The sequence below is a fragment of the Solirubrobacter deserti genome, assembly GCF_027587175.1.
Lineage (GTDB): Bacteria > Actinomycetota > Thermoleophilia > Solirubrobacterales > Solirubrobacteraceae > Solirubrobacter > Solirubrobacter deserti.
The window spans coordinates 123,059-144,506 of sequence record NZ_JAPCID010000003.1 but is presented as its reverse complement, the minus strand read 5'-3'; the positions used below and the strand labels follow the sequence as shown (position 1 = coordinate 144,506).

General features: G+C 71.3%; 18 protein-coding genes and 1 pseudogene. 10 read left to right on the top strand and 9 right to left on the bottom strand.

Going from position 1 to position 21,448, the window contains the following annotated elements; all coding sequences use genetic code 11:
* Positions 1-116 precede the first annotated feature (116 nt).
* On the bottom strand, positions 117-1,265 hold the full coding sequence (locus OJ962_RS02985; protein WP_202955404.1) for a hypothetical protein: 1,149 nt from the start codon (positions 1,263-1,265) through the stop codon (positions 117-119).
* 279 nt (positions 1,266-1,544) lie between these two features.
* Between OJ962_RS02985 and OJ962_RS02980 the strand changes: the two genes are divergently transcribed.
* From OJ962_RS02980 to OJ962_RS02965, 4 genes are read left to right on the top strand one after another with little or no spacing between them, the layout of a single operon-like run.
* On the top strand, positions 1,545-2,831 hold the full coding sequence (locus tag OJ962_RS02980; RefSeq protein ID WP_238931824.1) for an O-acetylhomoserine aminocarboxypropyltransferase/cysteine synthase family protein: 1,287 nt from the start codon (positions 1,545-1,547) through the stop codon (positions 2,829-2,831).
* A complete protein-coding gene (locus tag OJ962_RS02975; RefSeq protein ID WP_202955405.1) occupies positions 2,828-3,301 on the top strand; it encodes a CoA-binding protein in 474 nt (157 codons plus the stop codon). Before OJ962_RS02980 ends, OJ962_RS02975 begins: the two co-directional genes overlap by 4 nt.
* Complete coding sequence (metX, locus tag OJ962_RS02970; protein ID WP_202955406.1) at positions 3,294-4,295, top strand: homoserine O-acetyltransferase MetX; 1,002 nt, start codon at positions 3,294-3,296, stop codon at positions 4,293-4,295. Before OJ962_RS02975 ends, metX begins: the two co-directional genes overlap by 8 nt.
* 6 nt (positions 4,296-4,301) lie before the next feature.
* On the top strand, positions 4,302-5,015 hold the full coding sequence (locus OJ962_RS02965; RefSeq protein WP_202955407.1) for an alpha/beta hydrolase family protein: 714 nt from the start codon (positions 4,302-4,304) through the stop codon (positions 5,013-5,015).
* Here OJ962_RS02965 and OJ962_RS02960 read toward each other — a convergent pair.
* On the bottom strand, positions 4,990-7,485 hold the full coding sequence (locus OJ962_RS02960) for an ATP-binding protein (protein WP_202955408.1): 2,496 nt from the start codon (positions 7,483-7,485) through the stop codon (positions 4,990-4,992). The two genes, OJ962_RS02965 and OJ962_RS02960, sit on opposite strands and share 26 nt — an antisense overlap.
* Positions 7,482-8,198 (bottom strand): response regulator transcription factor, encoded by a 717-nt coding sequence (locus OJ962_RS02955; protein ID WP_202955409.1) that lies wholly within the window; start codon positions 8,196-8,198, stop codon positions 7,482-7,484. Before OJ962_RS02955 ends, OJ962_RS02960 begins: the two co-directional genes overlap by 4 nt.
* A gap of 58 nt (positions 8,199-8,256) precedes the next feature.
* Between OJ962_RS02955 and OJ962_RS02950 the strand changes: the two genes are divergently transcribed.
* From OJ962_RS02950 to OJ962_RS02935, 4 genes are read left to right on the top strand one after another with little or no spacing between them, the layout of a single operon-like run.
* Positions 8,257-9,639, top strand: coding sequence for an acyl-CoA synthetase (locus tag OJ962_RS02950; RefSeq protein ID WP_202955410.1), 1,383 nt, complete (start codon positions 8,257-8,259; stop codon positions 9,637-9,639).
* Positions 9,640-9,680: 41 nt separating this feature from the next.
* Positions 9,681-11,486, top strand: a complete 1,806-nt coding sequence (locus OJ962_RS02945; protein ID WP_202955411.1) for a putative bifunctional diguanylate cyclase/phosphodiesterase — start codon at positions 9,681-9,683, stop codon at positions 11,484-11,486.
* 49 nt (positions 11,487-11,535) lie between these two features.
* Positions 11,536-12,669, top strand: a complete 1,134-nt coding sequence (locus tag OJ962_RS02940; RefSeq protein WP_202955412.1) for a hypothetical protein — start codon at positions 11,536-11,538, stop codon at positions 12,667-12,669.
* Between the two features lie 26 nt (positions 12,670-12,695).
* A complete protein-coding gene (locus OJ962_RS02935) occupies positions 12,696-12,884 on the top strand; it encodes a hypothetical protein (RefSeq protein ID WP_270006171.1) in 189 nt (62 codons plus the stop codon).
* Here OJ962_RS02935 and OJ962_RS02930 read toward each other — a convergent pair.
* From OJ962_RS02930 to OJ962_RS34295, 5 genes and pseudogenes are all read right to left on the bottom strand, one after another.
* Entirely contained in the window at positions 12,881-13,783 is a 903-nt protein-coding gene (locus OJ962_RS02930) for a hypothetical protein (protein WP_270006170.1), read from the bottom strand. The two genes, OJ962_RS02935 and OJ962_RS02930, sit on opposite strands and share 4 nt — an antisense overlap.
* Positions 13,784-14,445: 662 nt before the next feature.
* Complete coding sequence (locus tag OJ962_RS02925; RefSeq protein ID WP_202955415.1) at positions 14,446-15,684, bottom strand: S8/S53 family peptidase; 1,239 nt, start codon at positions 15,682-15,684, stop codon at positions 14,446-14,448.
* Positions 15,681-17,384 (bottom strand): peptidase associated/transthyretin-like domain-containing protein, encoded by a 1,704-nt coding sequence (locus tag OJ962_RS02920; RefSeq protein WP_202955416.1) that lies wholly within the window; start codon positions 17,382-17,384, stop codon positions 15,681-15,683. The genes OJ962_RS02925 and OJ962_RS02920 overlap by 4 nt, the downstream gene beginning before the upstream one ends.
* A 37-nt stretch (positions 17,385-17,421) precedes the next feature.
* Positions 17,422-17,898, bottom strand: coding sequence for a DICT sensory domain-containing protein (locus tag OJ962_RS02915; protein WP_270006169.1), 477 nt, complete (start codon positions 17,896-17,898; stop codon positions 17,422-17,424).
* A gap of 242 nt (positions 17,899-18,140) precedes the next feature.
* A pseudogene (locus OJ962_RS34295) lies at positions 18,141-18,677 on the bottom strand (EAL domain-containing protein); the annotation flags it as partial.
* 60 nt (positions 18,678-18,737) lie between these two features.
* Here OJ962_RS34295 and OJ962_RS02905 point away from each other — a divergent pair.
* Both OJ962_RS02905 and OJ962_RS02900 read left to right on the top strand, forming a co-directional pair.
* The gene (locus tag OJ962_RS02905) at positions 18,738-19,493 is read left to right on the top strand and encodes a polysaccharide deacetylase family protein (RefSeq protein ID WP_202955418.1); all 756 of its coding nucleotides are present in this window, start codon (positions 18,738-18,740) and stop codon (positions 19,491-19,493) included.
* A complete protein-coding gene (locus tag OJ962_RS02900; RefSeq protein WP_202955419.1) occupies positions 19,490-20,482 on the top strand; it encodes a C45 family autoproteolytic acyltransferase/hydolase in 993 nt (330 codons plus the stop codon). Before OJ962_RS02905 ends, OJ962_RS02900 begins: the two co-directional genes overlap by 4 nt.
* On the opposite strand, the gene OJ962_RS02895 is transcribed toward OJ962_RS02900, so the two are convergent.
* Positions 20,424-21,389, bottom strand: a complete 966-nt coding sequence (locus OJ962_RS02895; RefSeq protein WP_202955420.1) for a TerC family protein — start codon at positions 21,387-21,389, stop codon at positions 20,424-20,426. The two genes, OJ962_RS02900 and OJ962_RS02895, sit on opposite strands and share 59 nt — an antisense overlap.
* Positions 21,390-21,448: the final 59 nt, after the last annotated feature.

The following is a 21,448-nucleotide window of genomic DNA, read 5'->3' as shown; positions in this document are numbered from 1 at the left end:
ACCCCCCCCCCCCCCCCCCCGCGCCCCCCCCGCCCCCCCCCCCCGCCCCCCCGCCCCCCGCCCCGCCCGCCGCCTCCGCCCGCACCACCAACTTCTGGAAGACCATGCGCCCCTTTTTAGCCGGTCACCCGCGGCGTCCGCCGCGATTGGACCTGCCGCGGCTGCCGGACCGTGAAGCGCGCCACGTCCGAGCACTGCGCCACGCGGATCGTCGCGCGGCCCGACTTGGTCGGCCGGACGCGGAACGTCGCCGTCCCGGACGAGTTCGTGTTCGCCCGCAGGACCTTCCCGCCCGGAAGCGTGATGCGCGCCTGCGTGCCCGCGTCCACGTTGCGCACGCGCACGCGGATCGTGGTCAGCTCACCCGCGCGCACGGTCAGGCCGGTGGGCGACGCGATCTCGCACGGCGCCTGCGTCGCGTTGGCCGGCTTGACGCCGGCGGCCGGAACCGGCGGCGGGTTCTGGGCGGGCGGGCTCGCGGGCGGGTTGCCCGGCGGGTTCGTCAGCACGACCGTCCACGTGTCCGGCGGCGAGCACACTTTCGACTCCGGCCGCGGGTCGAGCGCGTTGTAGGCGCAGGCCTTGGCCGTGTTCGTGTATGAGCCCGGCGCCTGGTGCAGCATCGAGCAAGTGAAGATGTAGACCTCGCCGACCGCCAACTGGCCGTCGCCGTTGTCGCCGCTTCTGTACACCGGGTTGGTGCAGATGTCATCCTCGACCGCGACCTGCGAAAGCGGGATCGGCGGCTTGCTCGTGTTCCGCACCTCGTAGGTGTAGTCCACGTTCTGCGGACCCACCCCGGTCTCGATCGAGCCCTTCTTGTCGATCGTGAGCGTCGGCGGCACGATGATCAGGCTGACGGTGTTGTACCGGTTGAAGGGGTCCAGCGCGCCGTCGAGAGACTGCAGCATGCCGTTCGTGATCGTCGCCTCGGCCTGGGCCAGCTTCACGCCGGGATTGAGGACGAGCCTGTGCGTGAACGTGCCGATCGTGTGCTTCGGCGTCCCCGCCGGATAGGCGGCATCCGTCGTCACACGCGTCATCGGGCCGGCGGGCTTGCCATCCGGACCCGGGAACCTGATGAAGACGTTGACCTTCTCGACGTCGCACGTGCGCGCACCCTGGTTGGTGATGCTTACCGTGTACGTGACAAGCTCGCCGGAGCTGTAGATGCCGTCCGTCCGGTCACGGCCGGTCGACAGCAGTAGGTCGTTCTCGGCACACGTCGAAGGGCTGTGGCGCTGCGCCGATGCCGGTACCGCCATTGCCAGGCTCGCTACCAACACCGCACCAATAAGAACTGCTCGCCGCATCGATCCCCCTGCCGCTTTCATAAAGACGCGGCCACGCTATACCCTTGGCCAGGTCCGGTTTATGCCCGCTTGCAGGTGCATCGTCGCCTCTTTCTCGGCATAAGGCATTCCACCGCAATGCACCGGAAAAGTCGGTGAGTGAAACTGCAAGCACTCGTACAGCGGGCGTTGTTGGCGCTCTGACCCGCCTCCCCCGCAGGCCCGCCTGTGGCCCTCGGTACCGTCATGGGCATGAGCGACCCTGCAGACCGCGATTGGGGCATGCGCACACGCGCGATCCACGCCGGCGCGCGCCCTGACCCGACGACCGGGGCTCGCGCCGTGCCGATCTACCAGACGACCTCGTTCGTGTTCGAGGACACCGAGGACGCGGCCGACCTGTTCGCGCTGCAGAAGTACGGGAACATCTACTCGCGGCTGGGCAACCCGACGGTCGCGGCGCTGGAGGAGCGGGTCGCGAGCCTCGAGGGCGGGATCGGCGCCGTCGCCACGTCCAGCGGCCAGGCCGCGGAGACGCTGCTGTTCACGCAGCTGTGCGACGCCGGTGACCACGTCGTCGCGTCCAGCGCCCTCTACGGCGGCACGTTCACGCTGCTCAACGTCACGCTGCGCCGGCTCGGCATCGAGACGACGTTCGTCTCCGCCGATGACCCGCAGGCGTTCGCGGACGCCATCATCCCCGGCCGCACCAAGCTGCTGTACACGGAGATCGTGGCCAACCCGTCGGGCATCATCGCGGACCTCGAGGCGCTCAGCGAGATCGCCCACGCGGCCGGGCTCCCGCTCGTCGTGGACTCCACGCTCGCGAGCCCGTACCTGTGCCGCCCGCTCGACTTCGGCGCCGACGTCGTCATCCACAGCGCCACCAAGTACCTCGGCGGGCACGGCACGTCGATCGCGGGCGTGATCGTCGACTCGGGCCGCTTCCCGTGGGACAACGGCAACTTCCCGGTGATGACCGAGCCGGTCGCGACCTACGGCAACCTGCGCTTCTGGGACAACTTCGGCGAGTACGGCTTCGCCACCAAGCTGCGCGTCGAGGGCCTGCGCAACCTCGGCGGCGTGCTGTCGCCGTTCAACGCCTTCCTGATCCTGCAGGGCATGGAGACGCTGCCGCTGCGGATGGACGCGCACGTGGCCAACGCCCAGCGGATCGCGGAGTGGCTGCAGGCCGACCCGCGCGTCTCCTGGGTCCGCTACGGCGGACTCCCGGACGACCCCAACCACGCGCTGGCCAACAAGTACCTGCCCAAGGGCCCGGGCGCCGTGTTCAGCTTCGGCTGCGAAGGCGGGCGGGAAGCGGGCGAGGCGTTCATCGGCCGCGTCGAGCTGTGCTCGCACCTGGCCAACGTCGGCGACACGCGCACGCTCGTGATCCACCCCGCCTCCACCACGCACCGCCAGCTCTCCACCGCCGCGCTCGAGGCCGCCGGCGTGCTGCCGGAGCTCGTGCGCATCAGCGTCGGCATCGAGGACGTCGACGACATCATCTTCGACCTGGATCGAGCGCTCGGATGATCACGACAACGGCCGGTCAACGCCTGCAGATCCTGCGCCGCGCGAAGACGATCGCGGTCGTCGGCGCCTCCGCGAACCCCGCGCGCGCGAGCAACTTCGTGCTCACCTACCTGCTGTCGAGCTCGACCGACTACGAGGTCTGGCCCGTCACGCCCAAGGAGGACGAGATCCTGGGCGCGCAGTGCTACCCGTCGCTCGCCGACCTTCCCGGCGCGCCGGACATCGTGGACGTCTTCCGCCGCGCCGACCAGCTGCCCGCCGTGGCGCGCGAGGCGGTGGAAGCCGGCGCCGGCGCGTTCTGGATGCAGCTCGGCCTGCACAGCGACGAGGCGGCGCAGATCGCGGACGCGGCCGGGCTGGACGTCGTCTCCAACCGCTGCGTGAAGATCGAGCACGCCCGCTTCAACGGCGGCCTGCACCTCGCCGGCTTCGACACCGGCGTGATCTCCTCCAGGCGCACCCGTGGTTGAGACGCTCGTCGTCGAAGGCGGTCTGACGCTCGAGTCCGGCGCGCACCTCGCGCCGCTGGAGATCGCGTACGCGCGCTACGGCGACCCGTCGCACCCCGTCGTCTACATCTGCCACGCGCTCACCGGCGACGCGGAGGCGGCGGTGTGGTGGGACACGCTGATCGGCCCGGGCAAGGTCCTCGACACCGACCGCTTCCACGTCGTCTGCGCGAACCTCCTCGGCGGCTGCATGGGCACGACCGGGCCGAGCTCGACCAACCCCGCCACGGGCGAGCCGTACGGCACCGACTTCCCGCTGTTCACCATGCGTGACCTCGTCGCCGTGCACCGCACGCTGCTGCGCGCGCTCGAGATCGAGCGCGTGGACATCGCGGTCGGCGGCTCGCTCGGCGGCATGCAGATCCTGCAGTGGTCGCTCGACTTCCCGGGCGAGATCGACCGCGCCGTGCTCGTGTGCGCCTCCTCGCGGCTCACGGCGCAGAACATCGCGTTCAGCAAGGTCGCACGCCACGCCATCCTCACGCACGACGCGATGGACGTGGCGCGCATGATGGCCCACATCACCTACCTGTCCGAGGAGGGCATGGAGCGCAAGTTCCAGCGCGCCCGCCGCGTGCCCGACGCGGACATGACCCTGCACTCGGACTTCGAGGTCGAGCACTATCTCGACCACCAGGCGAAGATCTTCCTCGCGCGCTTCGACCCCGGCACGTACCTGTACCTCTCGCGCGTGATGGACTACTACGACGCGTTCGCCGACGAGCGCCCGCAGCCGCCGACCACGAAGTACCTGCTGGTCAGCTTCAGCTCGGACTGGCGCTTCGGCACCGACCACTCGGTGGCGATCCAGCGCCAGCTCAAAACGCTCGGCGCCGACTCCACCCATCACGAGGTCGAGTCGCCCTGGGGCCATGACTCGTTCTTGATGAACGTCCCGGAGTACCACCGGCTCGTCAAGGAGTTCGTGTATCAGGACGTGGCCAGCGCGCTCTAACCGGGCGTGACCGAGCTCTGCGTCATCCACCCCGGCGAACTCTCCCCGCTCTCCTGGCCCCGCATCGTCCGGCACCTGCCGGCCGGAACGCGCCTGCGCGTGCTCGAGCTGGAGGCCCTCAACGGCTACTGGGAGCACGATCCCAACGCCACCGTCAACGGCCTCGCCGACCGCCTCCGGCTCACGCTGGACCCGCGTACCGAGCGCGTGCTGATGGGCTGGGGCGTCGGCGGCGTGATCGCCGAGGCGCTCGCCGCGCGCCTCACCGTCGCGCCGCGCCGCACGGTGCTGCTGGACACACTCGCGCCGCGGCTCGCGCGCCGGCCCACCGACGCCGCGCTGCGCCGCTCCTACGCGTTGCTCGTGTGCGCTCGCCGCGGCCGCCCCCACGCCATCCCGACGGACGCGCTGGACCCGATGGTCGCGCGTCTGTCAGAGCTCGGCTTCGGCAGCCAGGAGGCGCTGCGCAAGGGCTTCTTCCAGCACCAGCGCGCGCGCCAGTTCGACCAGCGCCTGATCTCGGGGCACCACCCCGCCGGCGTCCCGCTCACCGTCGTGCAGCCGACCGGCAGCCTGCACGCCGACCTGGGCTGGGAGCTGACGAATCCGGTGGAGACGCTCACGGTCGGCGGCGACCACTACACGATGCTGACCGAGCACGCGGTGCCGCTGGCGCTGGCGCTCTCGCGCTGGCTCACGCCGCCGCTTGCAGTCGCGTAGTCAGCGCGCGATCGGCCTGGGCGGCGGTGTCGTCGACGCAGTGCAGCGGGGCCATGATGCCCTTGCGCGCCGCCGCCTCCACGCGGCGCAGGCGGGAGGCCAGGCGCGCGATCCCGAAGCCCGCCGAGGGTGAGCGCAGCGCGTGCGCAGCCTCGCGCAGCTCCTCCGGCGTCCGCGCGGTGGCCAGCCGCTCGAGCCGGCCCGGCAGCTCGGAGTGGTAGACGGCCAGCATCTGGTCGACGAGCGCGCGGCCCCCGAGGTTGTCTGCGAGCTCGTCGAGCAGCGTGTCGTCGAGCACGGGCGTGATGCGGCGGTCGAGCTCGGTGCGCAGCGCGGGCAGCGAGATCGGCTTGGCCAGGTGGCCGTCCATGCCCGCCGCGCGGCAGCGCGCGACGTCCTCGGCCGCGGTGTCGGCGGTGAGCGCGAGCATCGGCACCTCGTCGTCGAGCGCGCGGATCCGCTCCGCCGCCTCCAGACCGCCCATGACCGGCATGCGCAGGTCGAGCAGGACCGCGTCGAAGGACTCGCGGGCGATGCGGTCGACGGCGGCCTGGCCGTGCTCGACGAGCACCGTGGTGACCCCGAGGCGCTGCAGCTGCATGCCGATCAGGCGCCGCAGCGCCGCGTCGTCCTCGGCCACCAGCACCTTGCTCGCGGAGAGCGCGGGTGCCGCCCCGAAGCCCATGTCCGGCGTCGCCTCGCCCGGCTGCAGCGGCAGCTCCAGCGTGAACGCGGAGCCCTCGCCGAGCGTGCTGACGACGGTCACGTCTCCCTCCATCGCGCGCGCCAGCCGGCGCGCAATGCTCAGGCCGAGGCCGGTGCCCGCCCACGCCCGCGTGTGCGTGCGCGTCCACGGCTCGAACAGCCGCTGCAGGTCCTCCGCGGCGATGCCGCGGCCCGTGTCGGAGACCGTGATCTTGAGGCGGTCGCCGTCGACGTGGGCGTGGATGCGCGCGTGCCCCTCCTCGGTGTACTTGACCGCGTTGGAGGCGAGGTTGAGCACGATCTGGCGCACGCGCGCGGGGTCGCCGCGGAGCGCGTCCGGCACGTGCGGGTCCACGTCGACGGTCAGCTCGAGGTTGCGGCCGCGCAGGCTCGGGCGCAGCACGCCCGCGATCGAGCTCAGCAGGCGGCGCGGGTCGTAGTCGGAAGCCTCGCCCTCCTCGCGCCCGGCCTCCGCGCGGGAGACGTCGAGCACGTCGCGCAGCAGGCCGGTGAGCGACTGGGCGGCGTCCGAGATCACCTGCGCGAGCTCCTGCTCGTACTTGGGGAGCCCGGCGTCGACCAGCAGCTCGGCCGCGCCCGCGATGCCCGACAGCGGCGTCTTGATCTCGTGGCTCATCGTGGCCAGGAAGTTGCGCTGCTCCTCCTCGATGACCTTGAACTGGGTCACGTCGCGGAACGACCACAGACGCCCGCCGTCGGCCAGCGGCACGAAGTCGAAGCCGACGCGGCGCCCGTCCTTGCACTCGAAGAACACGAACCGGACCGGCTCGCGCGTCTTGCTGATCTCCAGCAGGCGCTCGATCGACGCGTCCGGCTCGGCCAGCAGGCGCCGGATGGCGTCGATGACGGGGCGCGGGTCCGCGCCGACGAGCTCCGCCGGGGCGGCCGCGAGCTCGAGCAGCGAGCACGCCTGCTCGTTGATGACGGCGATCTTGCCCAGCTCGTCGATCATCAGCGTGCCGTTCGGCGTCGCCGCGACGAGCGCCTCGAGCTGGGAGGACAGCTTGCGGCCGCGGTCCTCGGCGGCACGGGTGCGCGTGATGTCGCGGCCGGTGATCTCGACCGCGATCGCCCTGCCGTTGAGGAAGCGCAGCGTGGCCTGGCCCTGGATCGTGCGGTAGTCGCCGTCACGCGTGCGCAGGCGCAGCTCGAGCATCTTCGTGCGCGGCTCGTCGGGGCCGGCGTCGGCGAGCGCGGCGCGCAGCGTGGGCACGTCCTCGGGATGGGTCAGCGCGCGCCAGAGGCGGCCGAGCACCTCGTCCTGGCGCAGGCCGAGCGCCTCGGCCACCGAGGGGCTGGCGTACTCGATGATCCCGGAGGCGTCGAACATCCACACGAGGTCCGGGGACTCGTCGACGAGCGTGGTGATGCGCGCGGCGGCGCGCGCTTTCGCCTCGGCCTCGGTGATCGGCGTGAAGAGGGAGACGATCAGGCCGTCGGGCGTGGGCGCCGAGCGCACCGCGACCCACAGCACGTCCTCCTCGTCGAGCGCGATGCCGTACTCCTGGTCGACGCGGCCGTGGGTGCGGGCGACGCGGCGCGCGGGCAGCTGCTCCTCCGGCAGCACGCCCCCGCCGGGCTGGCGCAGCCAGGACACGTCGGAGGGCGAGCCCACGATCAGCTCCCGCGGTGCGCGCAGCAGCCGCGCCATCGCGTCGTTGACGTCGACGACGCACCCGTCCGGGTCCCACACCATCAGGCCGTCCTCGAGCACGGACGGCAGCGCGATCGAGACTGCTGTCACCGTCCCGCGCCCATCCGGTAGCCGACGCCGCGAACGGTGCAGACGAAGTCCGGAGAGCGGGGATCATCCGCGAGCTTGCGGCGCAGATTGGAGACGTGGACGTCGACGAGGTGGTCGTCGCCGAACCAGTTGGGGCCCCACACGCGCTCGAGGAGCTGGGCGCGGCTGAACGCGACGCGCGGCTCGGCGGTGAGGGTGTCGAGCAGGTCGAACTCGATGCGGGTGAGGTCGAGCGGCTGGCCGTCGAGCGTGACCTCACGAGCGAGCGGGTCGAGCGTGAGCGAGCCGAACGTGCGGCTCGTCGCGGGCGCGGCGGGAGCGGTCGCGGGGGTGCGCGTCGCGCGGCGCAGCACGGCCTTCACGCGGCCGACGAGCTCGGCGACCGAGAACGGCTTCGTGACGTAGTCGTCGGCGCCGGCCTCGAAGCCGACGACCTTGTCGAGCTCGGTGTCCTGGGCCGTGAGCATCAGGACGTGCGCGTCGCTGAAGGAGCGCACGCGGCGGCAGACCTCCACGCCGTCGATGTCGGGCAGGCCGATGTCGAGGACGATCAGGTCGGGGTGCGTCTGCTCCGCCGCCTGCACCGCGGCCTCGCCGTCGGCCGCCTGATCGACCTCGAACCCCTGCTGGATCAGCAGGGCGCTGACGAGCATCCGGTTCTCGGCCGCGTCGTCGACGACGAGGGCGCGGGGTGTGGCAGTGGTGCCGGGCATGGTCTCGGCCACTGTCATCGGCACGCGTGAGCGAACCTGCACCGGGTAGAACTTCCGCGTGCTTCTGACAGGTTTGCGCGATCCGGACGGGCGCGAGGCGGTGCGGGTGGGGGAGAACGCCCTGAGCTACGAGGCGCTGGCCGCCGCGGCCGGGGCGGTCGCCGCGCGGGTGGAGGGCGCGTCGCGGGTGGCGGTGGTCGCTCAGACGCGGCTGGAGACCGTGGTGGCGGTGGTCGGCGCGCTGGCCGCCGGGGTGCCGATCGTCCCGATCAACCCGAAGGCGGGTGAGCGCGAGCTCGAGCACATCCTCTCGGACTCGCAGCCGGACCTGATGCTCGACGACGTGGACCTGTCCGCCGCGGGTCCGTGGCCGAAGGACGAGCCGGAGGACGAGGCGCCGGCGATCATCGTCTACACCTCGGGCACGACCGGACCGCCGAAGGGCGTCGTGCTGCCGCGGCGCGCGCTGGCCGCGAACCTGGACGCGCTGTACGACGCGTGGGCCTGGACCGCGGACGACGTGGTCGCGCACGGGCTTCCGCTCTTCCACGTGCACGGGCTGATCCTCGGGACGCTCGGCCCGTTGCGGCTGGGCGGCGGCGCGTGGCACCTCGGCAAGTTCTCGACCGCGGCGGCCGCGGAGGCGTTGCGCGGGCGCGCGACGATGCTGTTCGGCGTGCCGACCATGTACCACCGGGCGGCGGCGGACCTGGAAGCGGACCCGGAGCTCGCTGCCGCGTTCGGCGCCGCGCGACTGTTGGTGAGCGGCTCGGCGGCGCTGCCGGCGGCCGACCACGAGCGGATCCGCGCCGCGTGCGGGCAGGAGCTCGTCGAGCGCTACGGGATGAGCGAGACGCTGATGAACACGGCGATCCGCGCCGACGGCGAGCGCCGGCCTGGGACGGTGGGCGTGCCGCTGTCCGGCGTCTCGGTGCGGCTCGTGGACGACTCCGGGGCCGAGCTCGACGTGTGGGACGACGAGACCGTGGGCGAGATCCAGGTCCGCGGATCCAACCTCTTCCTCGAGTACCTCAACCGGCCGGACGCGACGGCGGAGGCGTTCCGGGACGGCTGGTTCGCGACCGGAGACGTCGCGACGCGGTCCGCCGACGGCTACATCCGGATCGTGGGCCGGCGCGCGACCGACCTGATCAAGAGCGGCGGCTACAAGATCGGCGCGGGGGAGATCGAGAACGCGCTCAACGAGCATCCGGCCGTGGCCGAGTCGGCCGTGACCGGCGAGCCCGACGCGGACCTGGGCGAGCGGATCGTGGCCTGGGTGGTCGTCGAGGAAGGCGCGTCGCGGCCGTCGGCCGAGGAGCTGGCCGACCACGTCGCGCGGCTGCTCACGCCGCACAAGCGTCCACGCGATGTGCGGTACCTCGACGCGCTCCCGCGCAACGCGATGGGCAAGGTCACCAAGGCGACGCTGGGCTCATGAAGCGGTAAAGAGCGTCCGGTTCCCGCCGACCACCCGGGGGGATGTTGAGCAGGCGCACCTTCACGATCGCGAGCGTCGTCGCGTTCGTCGCTCTGGCGGCGGGCCTCGGCATCGCCATGCTGCACCTGCACGCGGACGAGCAGCGCCAGCGTTACGAGGTCTTCATCGAGCTCGAGTCCAGCGCGAACCGGATCGACGCGCTCGAGTCCGAGGTCAACGCCGAGCGTCGCGTCCCGCTGCGCGCGCAGGCCGAGCTCAACGGGCTGCTCGACACGACGCGCGCCGACCTCGCGCAGCTGACCCAGGACGGCGCGCACGGTGCCGCCGCGCTGCTGCGCGCCTTCGACGGCTACCGGCCCCTGATCGTCGAGGAGTTCGCGCTCATGCGGGCCCGCGACTTCGAACAGGCGGAGCGGATCGACGCGCAGGTCGACTTCGACGCGGTGCGCGCCGGGTTGCGCGCCGGCGCCGTGCGCTCGCACGACCTCGCGGACCGCACGGACCGCATCTCCTGGATCGGCACCGTGATCGTGCTGATCGCCGCCTTCACCGGGCTGACCGCGCTGCTCGCCCTGCTCGACCGCGCCGGCCGCCGCCGCGTGCGCGAGGAGGAGCTGCAGGAGCTGGCGTTCACCGACTCGCTGACCGGCCTCCCGAACCGCGCACGCTTCGAGAACCGGATCGCGGAGGTGCTCGAGGGCGGCGAGGACGCGGTCGTCGCGTTCCTGGACCTGGACGATTTCAAGCGCGTGAACGATTCGCTCGGGCACGCCGCGGGTGACCGCCTGCTCGAGGTCTGCGGCGAGCGCCTGCGGCACGCGCTGCGCAGCTCTGACACGGTCGCACGGCTCGGCGGCGACGAGTTCGCGGTGCTGGCCGTCGGCGCGGACAACCCCGACGCGCTCGTCGACCGCCTGTTCGGCGTGCTCGCCGCACCCGTGATGCTGGAGGGCAAGCGGCTGCATCTGCGCGCGTCGATCGGGATCGCGACGACGGCCTCGGGCTCTGAGCTGCTGCGCAACGCGGACCTCGCGATGTACGCCGCCAAGGGCAGCGGCACGAACCGCTTCGCGGTCTACACGGCCGACATGCATGTGCACGCGCTGGCGCGGCTGGACCGGCGCGAGGAGCTCGAGCGCGCGATCGAGAACGAGGAGCTCGTGCTCCACTACCAGCCGATCGTGGACCTGGACCTGGGGCGCGTCGCGGGCTTCGAGGCCCTGGTGCGTTGGCAGCATCCCTCGCGCGGACTGCTCGGCCCGGGCGAGTTCATCCCGCTGGCCGAGGAGACTGGCCTGATCGTGCCGTTGGGGCGTTGGGTGCTGCGCGAGGCGTGCAAGCAGGCGACGAGCTGGGCGGGCGCGCCGTATCTGTCGGTGAACGTGGCCGGCCCGCAGCTCGAGCAGGAGGGCTTCGTCGAGGAGGTCGCCTGCGCGTTGAGCGACGCGGGCCTGGTGTCTTCGCGCCTGGTTGTGGAGGTCACCGAGTCCTCCTTGGTCGGCGACGCCGAGGCCGAGCGCCTGCAGGCGCTGCGCAAGCTCGGCATCCGGCTCGCGATCGACGACTTCGGCACCGGCTACTCGTCCTTGTCGTATCTGCGGCGGTTCCCGATGGACGTGCTCAAGATCGACCGCTCCTTCACGCGCGACGCGTGCGAGGACAGCGCGCTGCTGCAGGCGATCGTGGCCATGGGCGAGTCGCTCGGGCTCGTGCTCGTGCCGGAGGGCATCGAGACCGAGGAGGTCGCCGACGAGCTGCGCGCGCTCGGCTGCCGCCTGGGCCAGGGCTACCTGTTCGGCAAGCCCGTGCCCGCGAGCGAGCTGACCGGGATCGCCCTCTCCGCGTAAACGAACGTTCGGCGCGGCGCGAGCGGCCCGTCGCCTACCTTTGTCGGCCGTGCTTCGTGCTGCTGCTCTGGTCGTGCTGTGCTTCGCGGCGTTCGCCGGGTCCGCCTCGGCTGACGTGTTCGACGACAACCCCGCCGCGGTCGCGACCGGTCCCGGCGCGGTGACCGTGTACGTGCGCGGCGCCGACGGCGGGCTGCTCGCCCGCTCCTCGGCCGACGGTGCCTGGGGTCCGTGGACGGCCGTTCCGGGCCTCGAGGCCGGGTCAGGGCCCGCGGCCGTGCGCTACGGGTCCTCGACGATGCTGTTCGTCCGGGGCGCCGCCGACAGCCAGCTGTGGACGAACACGCTCACCGACGGTGCGTGGAGCGGCTGGCTCAGCCTCGGCGGCTCCCTCGTCTCCGCCCCGGCGGCCGCGCTGCGAGCCGGCAGCACCACCGTCGACGTCGTCGCCCGCGGCACCAACAACCTGATCGTCCGGCGCGAGTTCGTGGGCGGCGGCAGCGGCTGGGGTCCCTGGGGCGCGCTCAGCACACCCATGACCGCCGGTCCCGCGGCGACCGGCACCGTCTACGAGGGGTTGTCGGCGAGCAACGTCCTCGCCCGCGGCGAGGACGGCGGCCTGCGCTCGATCCACCTCAACGGCACCGCGCAGCCCTGGGCCGACCTCGGCGGCTTCATCCTCGGCTCACCCGCGAGCGCCTCCGCCGCCCCGAACGTGATCGACGTCTTCGCCCGCGCCGGCGATTCCACCCTGCACCATCGGCCCGTGTCCGGCGGCGCCTGGCGCCGCGTCGACACGCAGCGGCTGAGCTCCTCACCCGCCGCCGTGTCCGACACGCCGGGCCGGGAGCTGACCTTCGCCCGTGTCGGCAGCGAGATCTGGACCATGACCGTCACCCGCGCCGGCACCGACACCCCGGCGTTCGGCCCGTGGTCCTCGCTGGGCGTCCCGAGCCCGCCCGGCCCGCCCGCACCGCCTCCCGGGCCCACGGACACCGACACCGACGCCGACGGCGTCCCCGACCCGGGCGACCGCTGCAGCACCACTCCGGGCGCGCCGAGCCGCTCCGGCTGCCCGGCCGGGCTCCGCGCCGACCCGTCCATCCGCTACCGCGTCGTGCGCGGCGGCATCCGCGTGGTCGCCTACTACGTCAAGGCCACGCGCGGGCCCGCGTCGTGGTGAGTTGCTCGCGCGGCTGCCGCCGCACGGTGTTGAAGGGCCGCGGCACCACCCGCGCCGTCCGCGTGAGCCGCCTCAACGGCCGCAGGTTGCGCAACGGCACCCGCATCACCGTCACCGCCTCGATGCCGGGCCGCCTCACCACGACGGTCACCGACCGCGTCACGCGCGGAAGGCGCGTCGAAGGCCGCCCGATCTGCAAGCCGGTCGGCTGCTAGCGGCGGCCCGTCTCGATGCTGAACTCGACCGCGGTGTTCGAGCTCCGCGACGCCGAGCGCGCGAGCCGCCGCTTGAGCGTCGTCTTCCTGAAGTCCGCCTGCCCGGCGTAGCTCAGCGTCAGATACATCGCGCCGGCCGCGCGCAGTGTCGGCGACAGCTTGAGCCGGATCGACCACTTCCCCTGGCGCGGGGTCGTCCGGCTGCTGCTGAGGATTCGGCCCGAGCGGCTGCGAGCGACGCCCGCCGTGATCCGCGCGGACGCGCCCCGCGCGATCGTGCCGGACAGCGTGAGCGTGGACCCGGACCGCCGCGCCTTCGTCACCTTCAGCCGCGACGACGGCGCCGGCCCGGAGGGCAGCAGGATCGGCGGGTTCGTGTCCAGGACCCGCGGCGACCGCTGCACCGACGTGTCCACCGGAACCGTGGCGTGCCGGCTCGGATCGGCGTTCCCGGCTTCGTCCTCCAACCACACGCGCAGGGCGTACTTGCCTGCGGGCAGGCTCAGCTTCTCCACCGGGGTCCGTACGCGCTGTGCAGCCTGACACGTCTGCACGGGCGCCTCCTCGCAGATCGCATAGCGGGCCGCCACGACCGGGGCGGCCGTGCCTTGATCCCCGTTGGTCCAGGCCAGCGCGTAGGTCCCGTTCTCGTCGGGCGTGAGGCTCAACCCGCTCGGCGCCACGGGCGCCGTGCGGTCCACCCGAATCGTCCCGGTCGTGGCCGCGGGCTGGTCCGCAGCGTCGGTGGCGACCACCTTCAGCTCATGCGTCCCGTCCGGCACCTTCGCGGTGTCGAGCACGAAGGTCTCGTTCATCGAGCCCTGGCACGGCTGCATCCGCGTGTAGTCGCACGCGCCGGCCTTGCTGGCGAGCTCGTTGTTGCCCGCAAACAGCCGCATCGTCCGAATCCCGCTCGCGTCGCTGGCCGACACCGAAACCGAGTCGGTCCCGCGATGCCACCCGGCATCGCTGAAGCTCCCGCTCAGCGCCGAGACACTCGGCGGCGCGGGATCCTCGATCTGCAAGGTGGCCTGGTACACGGCGATCAGAGCTCGGTGTTCGTTGGTGCCGTTCGTGCACCCGCCGCTCGTGCCGCATGCGACGCGGAACGTGACGGCTCTCGTCCGGAGGTCGTCGAATTGCGCTGTGTTCGCCCGACCCGACGCCGCGGGGGCTCCGCGTTCACAGGAGACGAGGTACCAAGGAACGTCACAGGAATCGAGGACGACCCCTTCGTCGGTGACGATCTCGGCGCGCCAATCCCACCATCGGCTCAGGTGCCGGGAGACCGTCATGCGCCGAATCACCGTCGACGGCGGTGCTGCGACTCGCCAGGACGCCGCAGAACCGTGCGAGCTCGCGCCGCGACCACGCGCATCACCGGCGAAGAACCCGGCTCCCGGACAACTCGCCGAGGACAGCGTTCCGGTCGACGATGTGCTCGTCCAGCTGGTGTCGGTTGCGCCGGACGTGCAAGCGCGGACCTCATACACCTGGGCGCCGCTCTTCGCCGGCAAGAGGCATGCGCTGAGCGCACACGCGATGAGCACGATCGCGCGCCTCATCGCTTGTGTGAAACCGTCGTGGTCGGGCTCGCGGTGCTCGCCGCGCTCGGGTCGGTGTACTTGACGACCACGCGGGACCAACGCCGGACACGGATCCGCATGGTGGCCGCCTGGCGCGAACGTGTCGCGACCCGCCGCAGCCTCTTCCCGTTCCTTACATACACGCGTACCTGGACCGTGGTCCCTGCCGGACGATTCCTCACACGCACCGTGAGCACGCGCGCCCGGAACTTCACGGTGACTCGCGGCTTGACAAGCCGCGGCTTTGGCGTCGGCTGCACGGGTGGTGGCACCGTGGCAGGAGTGGCCGGAGGTTGGACGACGGTCGAAAGGCCGGCTGCGGTGAAGGCGGCGGCAAGATTGAGCCTGCGACCGGCCAACGTCGCTGTGCCCGTCTCGTTGAGGAGCTGTTCGGCAATCGCCGGCGCCAGGTCGGGCCGCCAAGTGCGCAGGGCGGCGAGCGCTGTACCGACAATGACCGCCGCGGCACTGGTCCCGCTCTGGCTCGTGATCGGCTGCCCTGTGGAGGGGTCGGCGCCGTCGATCGAGCATCCTGGCGCCAGCAGCAGGGCACCCGTTGCGCTCGACGCACAGAGGCTGCCCGAGGCCGCGTCCGACGCGCCGACGGAGAAAGCTCCGGGCGCGTTGGCCGGTGTCCCGACCGGTCGCCCGTCCAGGTTGCCGGCCGCGACGACGACGCTGAGGCCTTGAGCCCGTGCCGCGGCGACCACCTCGTGCAGTTGCTGTTGCTCTCCCTCGGTGAGCGGCGATTCAGAGGCGATCGGCACGACGATCACCCTCACTCCGTGGGTCTCGGCAGCGCGTGTGCACACGTCGATTCCTCGCACGTAGGCGGTCACGACAAAGGCATCCTGGCCAGGGAAGTTGGCTTGGACACTCACGATGCGAGCCGAGGGCCAGAGTCCGACCATCCCGTAGCCATTCGGAGCCGCACTCGCGAGCATCGCCATCTGGGTTCCGTGAAGCGTGGGACTCTGGTCGGTCCCGTCGAGCCCGGGGAGGGAGAACTTCGCGACCACGCCACCAGTATCCGGGTTGGCGTTGACACCGGTGTCGACCAGGCAGATCGCTGCTGGTGCCGCGGGCGGCGTGGCACGCAAGAGAAACTCGGCGTTCGCCGCTTTGGCCTGAGCCGTCACGTCGACCGGCTCCGCGGTCGCAACTGATATGGGTCCCAAGAGCAGCGCGCACACCAGGAATGCAAGACGTTTCATGGCCTCACCTGCACGTCGATGGTGCGGCTCACGCCGCGGGAGTAGGTGAACGCGGAATCGTCAGCCGCGACCACGCGGAAGCGATAGGTCGACGGTTGGAAGGTACGTCGGAACCGGTATGCGAGCCGGAAGCGACCTGTGGCGTTCGTTCTGACCCATCGGCGGGTCGTGGCGACCGGGATCCAACGTCCCGGTTCGCGAACCTCGAGGGCGACGAGGACGCCTCCGGCGGGGATGGGACCTCGAACTCGCCCAGTGAACACGGCGGATTGGCCGTTGCGAATTCGTGTGGCACGGGCGCTTGCGGTCACTTGGGCCGGAACGATGACATCCGCGTGCGCCGCGACCGCGGCGAGCCCGTCGCCGGCCTCGCGCATGACCTGCACTGTGCGCGAATCGCCGGCGGGAATCCGCGCGTCGAACCTGCCGTCCGGCCCGGTGATCACTTGCCCGACGACGGACCAATCGCCGGTGGCGAGGTTCGCCTTCGGCACGAAGGGACGGCTCCGCACGGTCAGGGTGGCGCCCGCGAGCGGGCGCCCGTCGATCTCCGTGAGGCTTCCGCGCAGTCTGAACGGCTCGGACTTCGGCAGGCTGCGCCGGGCAGCGCCTTCGACACGGAGCATGAGGTTCCGAGGAGCCGCCGTGAGCGCGGGTGTCGCGCTTCCGGGAGGCTCTTTCGCCAGGAACTTGCGCGCCGTGATCACCGGCGTCCGGTTGCCGGAGGCGTCCTCGACGGTGACGCGGAAGTCGTGTTCGCCCTGAGGGAGCGAGTCGGTCTCGAACTCGACTCGCGCGCCACTGAGGGTCAGCGGGCAGGGCTGTGGATGGTCGAACTCGTACGGATGCGCGGTGACATCGAGTTCTCGACACGAGACGCGTCCGTGGCCGATCGGGACCGTGGAAAGCGTGAGCCAGTTGCCTTTGCCGAGCAGGCGCGCCTCGACCACGGCGCGGTAGGCCCCGACACCCCTGTCGGACACGTCGAAATCGACGCTTTCCCGGCCGGCGTGCGAGAGGTTCGACGCGAGCGCTCCGCGCACTTGGCTGACGAGGGGGGCCTGATCGTCACGGATGTCAGCGCGGAAACTCGCGATCTCGACCGAAGCCTGCACGGGCAGCGAGCACTGCACCAAGCACGCTGCGGTGAAGTGCACGCTGGGGACCGGTGGAACCGATCGCTGAAAGGTGTTCCGAACGTCGGCCCAGTAGGAGGAGCCGCCGTGACAGCCGACTTCGCCCTTCGAGGTCCAGGGACCTCCCTGCGCCGACCTGAGCGGCAGCGCGTTCGGCCAGCCCAAGCCGGCGACACCGATCGGTCCGGAATCCACGGTGAAGGAGCGCAAGCACGCCGCCGCCGCGAACCCGATGATCGAGGTGTCTGCCACGGCGCTGAAGGCCCACGAAACGGTTTCGGGCAAGGGACGGCCGCCTGCGCGGACGTAGAGCGCGCCGTACGGTCCGTTCTCGCAGTCGCTGAACGCCTGACCGCGATCCAAGCCCGCTGTGTGGCTCCATCCGTGGACTCCGACGGGGGTGCCGGTCGGCGTGTGGCACGAGTAGACGTGCATCGTCCCCGCCTGCGCTGACGCGGCGACCACGAGCAGCGCGATCAGCGCAGCCTGAGTGGCGATCAATCCCCTGATGGGCGGCAAGCTTGCATGCCGCCGCCCGTTTTGCAACCCGTTGGAGTGCTTCACTCCCCCACCTAGGCGGAGGAGCGAAAAGTTCTCCCCCCTACCGCGGAGCGATGCGCGCGAGCAACCCGCGCGCGGCCTCCACAGCGAGGTCGCGATCGTAGGTCAGGCAGAAGTCGAAGCGCCGCTCCATGTCCGCACAATCGGTGTCGCCGAGGTCGCGCGCGACGAACGCCGCCGCAAAGTGCGGAGCGACGACGGTCACGTTCCACTCGCCCGCGAGGGCGTCGTCGACGTCGAGGTCCGCGCCGCGCACGCCCGGGACGGGCTCGGCCGTCAAACCGACGCCCAGCGCGCCGACCAGAGCGGCCGACGCGGCCAGCTTCTCGTAGCGAGCGGCAGAGCGCGGGGTGAAGTGGCGCGCCTCCTGGAAGGCGGCGAAGACCACCGCGGATTCGCCCTGCGCCGCCACCTGGGCCTCGAGGTGGCGGGAGATGGCCAGCAGCAGCGCCTTGGTGCCGCGGCGGGGCCGCACGCGGGCGGCGACGGCGCGGTAGGGGGACGCCGGGGCGGGCACAGAGGGGCGGCGCGCGGCGAGCGGCGCGGGCACGGGAGCGGTGCCGGCCGGCAGCTCGCCCGGCCGGCCGAAGAGCCACCCCTGGCCGTAGCGGGCGCCCAGCGCGAGCGCGACCGCCAGCTGCTCCTCGGTCTCGATGCCCTCGGCGAGCAGGACCGCGCCGGGCGCTCGGCCTCGGCGTTGACGGCGTGCACGATGGCGGCGATCGCGGGCGACGGGTTCTCCTGCACGAGCCGCAGGTCGAGCTTGATGACCTCCGGGTTCACGAACGGCATCAGCGCGAGCGAGCGGGGGTCGGCGCCGATGTCATCGAGTGCGATCATCATGCCGCGCGAGCGCATGGTCTCGACGCGGGCCAGCATCTCGGCGGGCTTGTCGGTCAGGGCGCGCTCGGTCAACTCGATCACGACCTCGAGCTCGCGCGTCGCGCGCGCGAACAGGGCCATGAGCTCCTCGGGCATCGCGACGTCGAGCAGCGACGGCTCGACGTTGACGAACAGCGTCTTGCGCAGCCGGGCGTCCAGGGCGCCGCGCAGCGCGGCGGCGCGGCACGCCCACTCGAGCTCTTCGACCAGCCCGCACGCGCGGGCGGCCTCGAACAGCAGGTCGGGGCGTTCGAGCGGCGACCCGACCGGGCCTCGCGCCAACGCTTCATAGCCGACGACCTCACGCGTGTCGAGGTCGACGATCGGCTGGTAGACGGAGCGGACGAGGCCGGCCTCGAGGATCGAGCGGAGCTCAGCGGTGCGGGCGGCCTCCTGGAACAGGATCGCGGTCATTGACCGTGTGATCGGCAACAATTCCGCGAGATGCGAACGGACTGGCCAAATCGAGCTTCGGTGGCTATCTCGCTGACCTTCGACGTCGACGCCGAATCCGGCTGGCTCGGCGAGGACCCCGCGTATGAGCAGCGGCTGAGCACCCTGTCCGAAGCCCGCTACGGGATCACGCGCGGCCTGCCGCGCATCCTCGACATCCTCGACCGCCACGGCATCAAGGGCACGTTCTACGTGCCCGGCTACACGGCGGAGCTGCACCCCGAGGCGATCAAGCGGATCCACGACGAAGGCCACGAGCTCGGCCACCACGGCCACATGCATCTGCGCTCGGACACGGCCACGGAAGCCCAGCAGCGCGAGGAGATCGAGCGCGGCCTGGAGGCGCTTGCCCCGCTCGCGACCCCCACGGGCTACCGCTCCCCCTCCTGGGAACTGACGCCGACGACCCTGCAGCTGCTGCACGACCACGGCTTCACGTACGACAGCAGCCTGATGGGCGACGACCGCCCGTACACGTTGGACAACGGCCTGCTCGAGATCCCCGTCCACTGGAGCCTCGACGACTGGCCGCACCTGCACTGGAAGGCGGGCCGCGGCGACGCGTTCACCAGCCCGCAGGCCTTCCTGGACACGTGGCTGCGCGAGTTCGAGTCAGCCGTCCGCGACCGCCGTCACATCACGTTCACGATGCACCCCGAGGTGATCGGCCGCGGATACCGCGCGCAGCTGCTGGAAGAGCTCATCACCGCCATCAAGGACCGCGCCGACGCATGGTTCGCGACCCACGGGGATGTGGCAGCCTTCGTCGTGTCATGACGTTCCCCGTCCACCGCTCGGACGAGGCCACGCCGGAGCAGCGGGGCGAGGCGTTCGGACGAGCCATGGCGACCCAGGTCCAGCACACGGTCGCCGTCTACCGCCGCATGTTCGCGGAGCGCAACGCCCGCGTCCCGGACGAGCTCCCGCCGCACCTCGAGATCGACGCGATCGCGCGCGGGGCCAACGTCGACCCCCACGCCCTGCGTGCGGTCAACGCCCGCACGGAGATCCTCGCCGGCGCGGACGAATGCAGCGTCCAGGGCGCCGGCGGCCTGCTCGCCCAGAACTGGGACTGGCATCCGGACCTGTCCGCCTCCACCGTCATCCACATCGTGGAGCACCCCCACGGCTGGTTCGCCACGCTCACCGAGGCCGGCATCCTGGCCAAGATCGGGCTCAACGGCCACGGTCTGGGCGTCTGCCTGAACATCCTGCGCACGAGCGCCGACGGCGGCACCGACGGCACCCCGATCCACCTGCTGATCCACCAGACGCTGAGCACTGCCGCCACCGTCGACGAGGCGATCGCACGGCTCACCGCGGCCACCGTCAGCGCCTCCTCCGCCGTGACCGTCGCCACTCCCGGGGACGTCGCCCACGTGGAGCTCAACCCGGGCGGCGCCAACGTCATCCGCGGCGCGGTCGGCGCCCACACCAACCACTTCATCGAGCCCCCCAAGCGCGGCATCGACGTGATGGCCGCCGAGTCCCCGACGACCCGTCAGCGGCTGGAGGTCGTGAAGACCCAACCGCTGCTCGACGCCCTTCGGGACCATACGGGCCACCCGAAGGGCGTCTGCCGTCACGTCGACCCGGCTGACCCGTGGGTCGAGCAGACCGTGACGGTCGCGTCAGTGGTGATGAACCTCGAGAAGCTGCGCCTGCACGTGGCCGACGGCCCGCCGTGCACGCACGAGCACCAGGAGGTCACGCTGCCGACGCGGCGTGCTTCTTCCGGTCGGCTCGCATCGACAGCAGCGCGGTGAGCACCAGCGTCACGACGATCACGGCCAGCGACAACCAGATCGGCACGTGCCAGATGTCCACCAGCAGCATCTTCACGCCGATGAACGCGAGGATGAACGCCAGGCCCTGCGTCAGATAGACGAACTTGTCCATCAGGCCGACGAGCAGGAAGTACAGCGCGCGTAGGCCGATCAGCGCGAACGCGTTCGCCGCGAACACGATGAACGACTCCTGCGTGACGGCGAAGATCGCGGGGATCGAGTCGACGGCGAAGATGATGTCCGTCGTCGCGATCACGACGAAGACGGCGAGCAGCGGCGTCGCGATCCGCTTGCCGTCGACGTGCGTGAAGACCTTCTTGCCGTCGAACTCCTGCGTCATCTTCACGTGCTTGCGGATGAACTTGAGCGCCGGGTTGTGCTCGGGCTCGACTTCCGCGTCGTCGTGGCGCGCGAGCTTCCAGGCCGTATAGAGCAGCAGCAGGCCGAAGAAGTAGAACGTGATGTGGAACGCGTTCAGCAACGCCGCGCCGAGCAGGATGAAGATCAGGCGCAGGACGAGCGCGAGGATGATCCCCCACGCCAACACGCGAGCCTGCGCCTGGAGTCCGGGCACGGCGAAGTAGCTCAAGATCACCGCGAAGACGAAGATGTTGTCGAGCGAGAGCGAGCGCTCGAGCAGGTAACCGGCATAGAACTGCGAGCCGGCGTCCGAGCCCTGCCAGGCCCAGAACACGGCGCCGAACAGCAGCGCGATCGCGATCCAGCCGATCGACCAGATCGTGTTCTCGCGCACGCTCGGGGTGTGCCCGCGTGCATAGATCACGAGGTCGAAGATCGCCATCACGACGATCAGGCCGCCGAGCCCGGCCCACGTCGCAATGTTGATGTCCAGGTTCAGCGCGTCAGCAGAGGAAGCAGCAAACAACGAAGGTCCTTCTCCAGGCATGGTTGGGAGAAGGTTTCGTCCGCCGGTTTCGGCCGATG

What these genes read in the sequence shown, in the direction of transcription:
- OJ962_RS02985 (WP_202955404.1), bottom strand. Translation starts at nt 1,265, where the DNA reads ATGGCGGTACCGGCATCGGCGCAGCGCCACAGCCCTTCGACGTGTGCC.
- OJ962_RS02980 (WP_238931824.1), top strand. Translation starts at nt 1,545, where the DNA reads ATGAGCGACCCTGCAGACCGCGATTGGGGCATGCGCACACGCGCGATC.
- OJ962_RS02975 (WP_202955405.1), top strand. Translation starts at nt 2,828, where the DNA reads ATGATCACGACAACGGCCGGTCAACGCCTGCAGATCCTGCGCCGCGCG.
- OJ962_RS02955 (WP_202955409.1), bottom strand. Translation starts at nt 8,198, where the DNA reads ATGCCCGGCACCACTGCCACACCCCGCGCCCTCGTCGTCGACGACGCG.
- OJ962_RS02945 (WP_202955411.1), top strand. Translation starts at nt 9,681, where the DNA reads ATGTTGAGCAGGCGCACCTTCACGATCGCGAGCGTCGTCGCGTTCGTC.
- OJ962_RS02930 (WP_270006170.1), bottom strand. Translation starts at nt 13,783, where the DNA reads ATGCGGCTGTTTGCGGGCAACAACGAGCTCGCCAGCAAGGCCGGCGCG.
- OJ962_RS02925 (WP_202955415.1), bottom strand. Translation starts at nt 15,684, where the DNA reads ATGAAACGTCTTGCATTCCTGGTGTGCGCGCTGCTCTTGGGACCCATA.
- OJ962_RS02900 (WP_202955419.1), top strand. Translation starts at nt 19,490, where the DNA reads ATGACGTTCCCCGTCCACCGCTCGGACGAGGCCACGCCGGAGCAGCGG.